The sequence below is a fragment of the Gardnerella sp. C0684A1 genome (assembly GCF_055326835.1).
In genome coordinates this window covers 1-271 of record NZ_JBLTSX010000029.1, presented here as the reverse complement: position 1 = coordinate 271, position 271 = coordinate 1, and the positions used below count along the sequence as shown (strand labels likewise).

Here is a 271-nt window from a genome sequence, read left to right as displayed (position 1 = left end):
CAATGGAGCCTTATGCCGGGTCTCACGCATGTCACCATGAATTCAGACCTTCCGCGCGATCTGGAAGCTGGGAATGATTGCGAGTTGATCAAGGCAGTGCTCGCCAGCCGTCGTCAGCCATGATGCGAGCGCGATCGGGAAAGATGGTACACGGTGGCGCAACGGCGCACAGGGGCGTGCGATAGGATCTTTCAGCGAAGAGCGCTTTTTGCCCTGTAAGAGCCACTTGGCGGTATGTTTCGGTCCAGTGGGAAGCGCCTCGGTGGATACG

1 protein-coding gene is annotated in these 271 nt (G+C 58.3%); it reads right to left on the bottom strand.

The window, feature by feature from the left end:
• Positions 1-42 precede the first annotated feature (42 nt).
• The coding region (locus ACNEUN_RS06250; protein ID WP_463631570.1) for a hypothetical protein at positions 43-271 on the bottom strand (229 nt) is incomplete at its 5' end.